Genomic DNA, 8,347 nt, shown 5'->3' on the forward strand with positions numbered 1-8,347 from the left:
TAAACAAGTAAAACAGCTACGATACCCCGTAAGCCTTTTTTTCACTTGAAGTTAATGGCCTGCTAAACGCACCTATTTCTAAATCAATTAAGCTATTTTTACCAGCTTTAACTTTAATTTCATCGTAATATTTTAGTTTGCTCTTTAAAGTTACGGTACTGCCAATAATTACATTGCCATCTTTCATAACCAAAATCACTTGCGACTTTCGTCTAGTGTTCCCACTTAATAATTTTACCTGATTTTGGAATGATTTGGGCAAACTATTAAATAAGTTTAAATCTTCTTTTAGAGAAGATGATTTATTATAACCAACGAAAATAGGTTTATCTTGATCAACTTTCGTCCATGTAATGGCGGTACTACCAAGTTTGCCATTACTTAAAATTTTACGATAGTCATCGCCATCTTTTAAATAGCCTACTGTTTTACGCTCGTTAATTTGTAATATAAGCTGATTAACATGACCTAAATGTGCTTGCGCACTCTCTATTTCAGGATATTTCTTAGATAATTTTTGACTCAAATCTTTTTGTTGAAACAAATAATCAAAAACTTTATCACTAGCTTTGATTTTGGATGCTTTTACAATTCCCTTAATCGGTAAATCTGAAGCACCAATCACTTTAACCGTACTTATATTGGCCAAAGGAGAAATATAATAGCCTAAGCCAGCAATCGCCAAAATTGAAACCAACATTATTAGACCTAATCTTCGTCTTAAAGATCGTCGTCTTTCCGCCTGTAAACTAGGAAGTGAGGCAGAAATTTTGGCTTGAGATTTACGACTATTTTTTTGTTGATTGAATTCATGATTCAGATAAGGAGATAATTCCTTTCTGGGATCAATCCTTGTTACTGGTTTCTTTGCCATCTGCCTCACCGGCCTCCTAGCGTGAAATCTCTTCCATCACTTTAATTACTTGATCAGATGCATCAGGTACGCCTAATGCCTTTGAAGCTTGACTCATTTCCTTAGCATATTTTTCATCAAGCAAAATATGATCAATTGATGAAACAAAATTATTAGGGTTAAGATCATCTTCAGGAATAACCAAAGCTGCGCCAGCTTTTTCCAAATCTAACGCATTCTTCATTTGGTGATTATGCGTTACATTAGGACTTGGAATCAAAATTACAGGTACGCCCAATGCAGTAAATTCTGCAATACTTGTTGCTCCAGATCTTGAAACAACACAGGTCATTTCTGGTAATAAGCCTGGCATATTTTTAATGTATGGCAAAACCTTAATATTAGTACCAATATCTAGACCCTTTAATTTCTTTTGAACTGAATCAAAGTAGTAGGTACCTGTAGCCCAAATAATTTGGTATGGCTTAGTTTTGAGATTCATTAATGACTTAAGCATGATGCGATTAATAGCTAAAGCACCGCGAGAACCACCAAAGACCAAAACAGTTGGCATATCTGGATTAAGTCCCCACTTCTTCTTTATATCAATTTTTTCTTCATGTAAGCTCAAAACTTGTTGTGATCTTGGATTACCAGTTTTGACTAGCTTCTTCTTTTCGGGAAATTCCTTTGCGGCATCGTCAAAAGTGTAACAAATACGATCTACATAGTGACCTAAAAACTTATTAGCTAGACCTACAACTGAATTAGATTCATGAATCATAGTTGGAATATGCATTTTAGCAGCTTCATAAACCATGGCTCCACTAACATAGCCACCTGTCCCCAAAACTACATCTGGCTTAAATTCTTTTAGAATTTTCCGTGCACTCTTAGTAGCTTGCAAAAACAATTTAATAGTTTCGAAGTTCTTCAACGGATGCTTACGATTAAATCCTTGGATATTAATCGTTTTAAAATTAACTCCAGCAGCAGGAACGATTTTGGATTCCAATCCTTTTTTTGTCCCTACAAATAGGATTTTATCATTTGTACTAATTCCACGTTCCTTTAAACGTTCAATAATTGCCATAATTGGGTAAATGTGACCGCCTGTGCCACCACCAGTAAATATAACTCTCATTTTATTTAGTCTTCAATTCCTTAACAAACTTTACAAAGTAATCGCCACGATCTTCAAAGGTTCTAAATTGATCCCATGAAGCACATGCTGGTGAGAATAGGATTACGTCACCAGGTTCACTTAATTCATATGCTCTTGGAACAGCTTCTTGAAGAGTATTAACAATTACAATATCTTTAATACCAGCTTTTCTAGCAGCATCAGCCAACAGATATTTGGTTTCTCCATAAAGAACAATTGATTTAACATGCTTCTTGAATAATGGTACTAAATCATCAAACAAGAATCCTCTATCAAGACCACCTGCGATCAAGACTTCTGGCTCTTTAAATGAAGGAATAGCCACTGTAGCTGCTTCAATATTAGTTGACTTAGAATCATTATAAACCTTGCGTCCATCAAGAGTCGTTACATATTGCAAACGGTGCTTAGCACCAGTGAAGGTACTCAAAACTGCCGCAATATCATCATTGTCTGCACCCATAACTTTTGAAATTGCGATTGCAACCAAACTATTTTGCAAATTATGGATACCTGGCAACTTGATATCTACAATCTTCATGATCTTCTCATTTTGACTTTCAAGATATTCATCGCCGATAAAGTAATCTGCACTAGAATCTGTTTCTGAGAAAGTTTGCATTTTAGCTGGAGTTACTTCTTTTTCCTTAGCTAAAATATCTTTTTGATCATAGTTTGCAATGAAGTAATCATCACTATTTTGTGTTCTAGTAACGTTCAACTTAGCATTTACATAATTTTCAAAGGTCTTGTGATAATCTAGGTGAACATTGTTATAAATGTCTACAATAGCTGCTACCTTAGGATCGATATCAGTTACACCCAATAATTGGAAACTTGAAATTTCTACTACCAAAATATCATCTTTAGTTGCCTTTGGCACTACTTCAGAAATTGGTACACCAATATTACCTACTGCATAAGCGTGATGACCTGATTTTTGTAAATGATGGTCTAAAATTCTTTGAGTAAGCATTACAGTAGTGGTCTTACCATTTGAACCAGTAACACAAACATAAGGAGCATCGCTACAGCTTAAAGCAATTTCAGGTTCCGTAATAATTGGAATATTTAATTCTTCAGCCTTTTTAACCATTGGATTCTCATATGGAATACCTGGGTTCTTAACCAAATAATCAAAATGTTCTTTTTCAAGCAAATCAACTGGGTGATGTCCGCCAATTACACGAACGCCCTTAGCCTTTAATTCTTGTGCTTTTTCATTTTTATCAAGATCAGCCTTATCATTTAAGGTTAATTTAGCACCTAATTTTAAAAGTAATTCACTAACTGCAAATCCACTTTTACCTAGACCTAAAACTAAAATATTCTTATTACTATAAGTTTTAATATCCTTCATTTTTTATTTTTATCCCCAAATTGCTAAATATAAAATACTACCTACTAAACCAACAATCCAAAAAACAATGTCTACTTTCCATTCTGACCAGCCCAACATTTCAAAGTGATGGTGAATAGGAGTCATCTTAAAAATTCTCTTACCAGTAGTTTGGAAAGAAATAACCTGCATAATTACACTAGCAGTTTCACATACAAATACAATACCCACTAATAAAAGTGACCATGGTCTGTTAAGCATGATACTTACTGTGGCAAGACCACCACCTAATGCAAGTGAGCCAGCATCCCCCATGAAGATTTTGGCTGGCTTATGATTGAAAATAAAGAAAGCAATCAAACCACCAATCACACTCATACAAAAGGCTAAAATAGCAAAATTCTTTTGTTTAAATGCGATATAAGCATAAGTACCATAAGCCACTACAGATAAACCTGTAGCCAAACCATCTAACCCATCTGAAAGGTTAACAGCATTTGAAAAGCCAACCAGCCAGAAAATAATGAAGATTACAAATAATGCTACGCTATGAACAACTCCAGCAAATGGAATGTATAAACCGAAATTAAAGTGATCGCTTGAAGCAATTAACACAATTACAACGGCAATAATAATTTGTAAAGCAAGTTTTTGCCATGCTCTTAAGCCTAAGTTTCTCTTGTAGTAAAGCTTAATGCCATCATCAAGAAAGCCAATGATTCCGTAACCCAAAAGACTGATTACCAAAATCCAAACAACTTTATTCAAACTATGTTGCCATGCAGTTACCCAAATAACAGAAATCACTGCGGCAATCACAAAAATCGTTCCACCCATTGTAGGGGTACCGGATTTCTTTTGGTGCCATTTTGGCCCCTCATCACGAATTTCCTGTCCTTCATGATGCGAATGCATAAACTTAATTAACAACGGTAAAAAAATCACCGTCAAAGTCAGCGAACTAACTAAAGCAATACAGCTTGCTTGCATAATACTCATCCTATGCTACTCCTTTAAATTAACTTTTATTTTTTCTCCAGATTTTAATTCTGTTCCCTTAGCCACGCTTTGGCTGGCAACAGTTTCGGTTCCCTTTATGCTTAATTTAACACCTGATACATTAGAGAATTGATGTAAGTCATTAAAGCTCCAACCTTTCATATCAGGACAATTTATTTTACCTGAAGTATATACAAAAATTTTATCTCCAGACTCCAATTTTTCACCGCTCTTAATTCCTTGAGCAGTAATTTTATCTTTTTCGCCTATTTTAACCAAGTTAAGACCAATTTGCTTAGCTTTAGCTGAAGCTTGAGCAACTGTCATATCCTTAAAGTTAGGGACAGTGAGAATTATTGCTCTTAGCCATTGTAATAATTCGACTCATCATTGGTTTAAAGATAGAAGCTAAAATCTTTTCTGCTGTTGTACCGGCTAAATGAGGCTGCTTAATAGTTAGGTAAATACAATATCTTGGATTCTTAGTAGGGTAAACCCCTACAACAGAGAAGATATAATTGCTATCGCCCTTAAGATAACCGCCACCCTTAGGATTGGCAATCTGTGCTGTACCAGTTTTAACCCCAATATCAGCATTACCCATCTTATAGGCTGATCCAGTACCTGACTGTTTATTCAAAACTTTTCTCATATTGGCCAATACAACACGTTTGGTTTTAGCAGAATAAATTGGCGTACCAACTTTTTTGATTTGGTAACCCTTTATTGTTTTACCATTAAAGTCAGTAACTTTATCAACTAATTGTGGTTTAACCATCTGACCATTATTCCCTAAGGAACTATAAGCCTGCATCATTTGCATTACATTGACGTTAACACCCTGACCAAAAGCAGTTACTGCTTGATCGACTGGAGTCTTAAATGAAATGAAGCCTGGTTGTTCACCTGGAAGAGTTATACCAGTTTTTTCACCAATATGGAACCTCTTAAGGTATTTTGCCCAAGTTTTTGAACCCATCTTTTGTTCCAACTTAACAAAACCGGTGTTACTTGATCTCTCAAAAGCTTGTGAAAATGGGATGGTGCCCCAACCAGAAGTAAGCCAGTCATGAATTGTTGAACCACCAATACTTACTGAACCTGAACGATAATATTCATTTGGATTATAATTGCCGCTGTTCACTGCAGCCGCAAATGATAATACCTTAAATACAGAACCTGGTTCATACGTATCTTGAACTAAAATATTTCGATACGATTTAGTTAATCCCTTCTTAGTTTGAGGATTAAAAGTAGGACGTTGCGAAGCAGCCAAAATCTTCCCTGTCTTCATGTCCTCAACTACAGCAGTAATTGAAGTAGGATCATAAGCTTTTTGTACTTCCGTCAATCTAGCTTCCAAATAACTTTGAAGTTGTGAATTCAAAGTCAAATACAAGTTATTACCGTTTTCAGCTGGCTTATAAACTTGATTCTGGTTAGGTGATTGGTTTTCGGAAGCATCTACTGTAGAAATACGATAACCATCTTTACCGGTTAAAGTATCGTTGAAATAAGCCTCTAATCCCATAGTACCTATTAGCATTTCACTATTGGTCTTTTTGTTGTATTCTGGCTGAGCTAAACCAACAATATGTGAAGCAAAATTGCCGTTTGGATACAAACGAGAAGGAGTTGCCACGAATTTAATTCCTGGCAACTTCATAGCCTCTATTTGCTTTTTCTGCTTCAAAGTTAATCCACTACCGCCAGTACCAAATTGAACCTGGAAAACTTTATGCTTGGGATTCAAATATTGATAAATTTTATCTGCAGATAACGGTAAAACCTTAGCTAATTTTTCAGCAGTTTCAGACTTATTAACCACATATTCTGGTTTATTTTTGTAGTTAATTGAAGACTTATCCAAAATTGCATAAACAGTATACAAATGCGAATCTTCTGCGATCGCTAAACCGTTGCAATCATAGATTGTACCTCGCGAAGCCTTGATAACTTCATTCCGCTTATAAAGCTGCTTAGTTCTCTGCGATAAATTCTGTCCATTGACAGTCTTAGATATTCCTATATATAAAAATCTAGCTGTAAATACAAGAAAAACCAAAGCCACAGCTACTTGGAGAACTCTCCCCACTGTGAAGCGGTAGCTGTGAGCTTTGGATTTTTGTAATTTTAAATTACTGTTTTTTTTCATTAGCGAATTGTCCTAATGTTTTTATTAATCAGAGTTAATCCTTTTTCACGTGCGATTTTGTTCAAACGTGAAGTAGAAGTTAACTCACCAATTTCTTGACGTAAATCGGTGATCCTATTTTGTTCCTTTGCAACTGTCTGCTGAGTTTGAGATAATTCATGTTGAGCTGAAGTTGCAGAAATACTAGAAGAAACCAAAAAGATCATCATTCCCAAGGTGACGATGCTTCCTATTGCTAGTAAAGTCTTCTCTAAAACATTGTAAGGAACTTTATGCGGATCAAGGGGAATTCGTTGACGTTTCTGCGAACCTTTCTGTTTTCTAGGTTCATATTCAATTTTTCTTGCTGAGCTGTCAGCCATAGCATTTTCCTCTTTATAACTTCTCTGCAACCCGTAGTTTTGCACTGTGTGAGCGGTTGTTGTTTTCTAACTCGGAAGTCGAAGCAGTAATCGGTTTGCGATTTTCCAAACGTAGCGTTGGTTTCATATCGTCTGGCACAAAGGGCATTCCTCTTGGAACTTCAACCTCTGAATACTTCTTAAAAATCTTTTTAACGATTTTATCTTCATGGGACTGAAAGGTAATCACGCTAATTCTGCCACCAGGTCTTAAAATTCTAATAGCTTCTTCAAGTGAAGCCTGTAAAACATCAAGTTCGTGATTAACAGCAACTCGTAAAGCTTGAAAACTTTTCTTAGCTGGATGTCCTCCAGTCCTTCGTGCATACGCGGGAATCGCCTCTTTAATGATGTCAACCAATTCAAAGGTTGTCACAATTGGCTTATCCTTACGTCTTTCTACGATCCTATGAGCGATCTGCCGAGAGAATTTTTCGTCTCCGTACTGATATAAGATATCTGCCAGCTCTTTTTGACTTAAAGTATTAACTAACTGATAAGCATCTGTATCTTGACTTTGATCCATTCTCATATCTAATCTTGCATTATAACGATACGAGAAGCCACGATCAGCTTGATCAAACTGAGGTGATGAAACACCTAAATCGTAATATATGCCATCTATTCCATCTGAGTAACCCAGCTTAACTAGATCCTGTTCCAGATTACTAAAGTTGTCATGTACTAATTTCAATCTAGGTTCACTATCTGGCTGCAATAAATCAGCGAAGTTCAACTCTGCCGATTTTATCGCATATTCATCTTGGTCAAAACCGACTAACGTACCAGTCTCAATTTTGCTTAACAAATACTTGGCATGCCCACCGCCGCCAAAAGTTGCATCTACATAAAGACCACCGTTTTTTGGTTTTAAATTATCTATAGTTTCGTGTAAGAGTACACTGGTGTGTTTGAATTTCATAATTTTATAGTTCAATGTCGTCCAAATTTTCAGCAATGTCATCATAGTCTTCGTTAGCTTCTTCTTCAAAGCTATCCCAACGTTCCTTAGCCCAAATTTCAATTCGGTCAGAAACCCCTATAATGACACATTCTTTAATGAGTCCAGCATGAGCTTTTAATGTCGATGTAAAATTGACACGCCCCTGCTTATCAAACTCACTTTCCATCGCACCAGAGTAGAATAAACGCATAAACTTGCGCGTATTCCTCTTAGTCAACGGAAGTTTTGCTAATTTGGCTTCTATTTTTTGCCATTCTTCCATAGAATAGCCAAAAATACAGCCTTCCATTCCTCGAGTAAATACCATTTTATTTTCAATCTGATCGCGAAGTTTCGCTGGTATAATTAGGCGACCCTTGTTATCAAGATTGTGGTGATATTCACCCATGAACATGGTCTAGCCCCCCTCCACTAAATAATTTACCACAATTCACCACTCTCTACCACAAACTCTGGAAAAAAATACATATT

7 protein-coding genes and 1 pseudogene are annotated in these 8,347 nt (G+C 36.0%); all 8 read right to left on the reverse strand.

The features are described 5' to 3' along the window. Positions 1-16: 16 nt before the first annotated feature. Complete coding sequence (locus tag HMPREF0518_RS07940; protein ID WP_003627664.1) at positions 17-874, reverse strand: cell division protein FtsQ/DivIB; 858 nt, start codon at positions 872-874, stop codon at positions 17-19. Between the two features lie 16 nt (positions 875-890). Then, a complete protein-coding gene (gene murG, locus HMPREF0518_RS07945) occupies positions 891-1,997 on the reverse strand; it encodes an undecaprenyldiphospho-muramoylpentapeptide beta-N-acetylglucosaminyltransferase (protein WP_003627665.1) in 1,107 nt (368 codons plus the stop codon). Position 1,998: 1 nt separating this feature from the next. Continuing rightward, the gene (gene murD, locus HMPREF0518_RS07950) at positions 1,999-3,378 is read right to left on the reverse strand and encodes a UDP-N-acetylmuramoyl-L-alanine--D-glutamate ligase (RefSeq protein WP_003627666.1); all 1,380 of its coding nucleotides are present in this window, start codon (positions 3,376-3,378) and stop codon (positions 1,999-2,001) included. A 9-nt stretch (positions 3,379-3,387) separates the two neighbouring features. Then, positions 3,388-4,356, reverse strand: coding sequence for a phospho-N-acetylmuramoyl-pentapeptide-transferase (mraY, locus tag HMPREF0518_RS07955; protein ID WP_003627667.1), 969 nt, complete (start codon positions 4,354-4,356; stop codon positions 3,388-3,390). Between the two features lie 6 nt (positions 4,357-4,362). Next, positions 4,363-6,511 (reverse strand): annotated as a pseudogene (locus HMPREF0518_RS07960) (penicillin-binding protein). After that, complete coding sequence (gene ftsL, locus HMPREF0518_RS07965; protein WP_003628054.1) at positions 6,511-6,873, reverse strand: cell division protein FtsL; 363 nt, start codon at positions 6,871-6,873, stop codon at positions 6,511-6,513. Before ftsL ends, HMPREF0518_RS07960 begins: the two are co-directional and overlap by 1 nt. A gap of 13 nt (positions 6,874-6,886) precedes the next feature. Beyond that, positions 6,887-7,834 carry a 16S rRNA (cytosine(1402)-N(4))-methyltransferase RsmH gene (gene rsmH, locus HMPREF0518_RS07970; RefSeq protein ID WP_012211697.1) on the reverse strand — a complete coding sequence of 316 codons (948 nt, stop codon included), beginning with the start codon at positions 7,832-7,834 and terminating at the stop codon, positions 6,887-6,889. Positions 7,835-7,838: 4 nt separating this feature from the next. Continuing rightward, positions 7,839-8,270: a division/cell wall cluster transcriptional repressor MraZ gene (gene mraZ / locus HMPREF0518_RS07975; RefSeq protein WP_003627673.1), complete on the reverse strand. Its 432-nt coding sequence runs from the start codon at positions 8,268-8,270 to the stop codon at positions 7,839-7,841. Positions 8,271-8,347 lie beyond the last annotated feature (77 nt).

The organism is Lactobacillus helveticus DSM 20075 = CGMCC 1.1877 (genome assembly GCF_000160855.1).
In the GTDB taxonomy this organism is placed as follows: domain Bacteria; phylum Bacillota; class Bacilli; order Lactobacillales; family Lactobacillaceae; genus Lactobacillus; species Lactobacillus helveticus.

Bases quoted from the DNA above. Each gene is read 5' to 3' on its own strand.
- HMPREF0518_RS07940 (WP_003627664.1), bottom strand. From the start codon at position 874: ATGGCAAAGAAACCAGTAACAAGGATTGATCCCAGAAAGGAATTATCT.
- murG (WP_003627665.1), bottom strand. From the start codon at position 1,997: ATGAGAGTTATATTTACTGGTGGTGGCACAGGCGGTCACATTTACCCA.
- murD (WP_003627666.1), bottom strand. From the start codon at position 3,378: ATGAAGGATATTAAAACTTATAGTAATAAGAATATTTTAGTTTTAGGT.
- mraY (WP_003627667.1), bottom strand. From the start codon at position 4,356: ATGAGTATTATGCAAGCAAGCTGTATTGCTTTAGTTAGTTCGCTGACT.
- ftsL (WP_003628054.1), bottom strand. From the start codon at position 6,873: ATGGCTGACAGCTCAGCAAGAAAAATTGAATATGAACCTAGAAAACAG.
- rsmH (WP_012211697.1), bottom strand. From the start codon at position 7,834: ATGAAATTCAAACACACCAGTGTACTCTTACACGAAACTATAGATAAT.
- mraZ (WP_003627673.1), bottom strand. From the start codon at position 8,270: ATGTTCATGGGTGAATATCACCACAATCTTGATAACAAGGGTCGCCTA.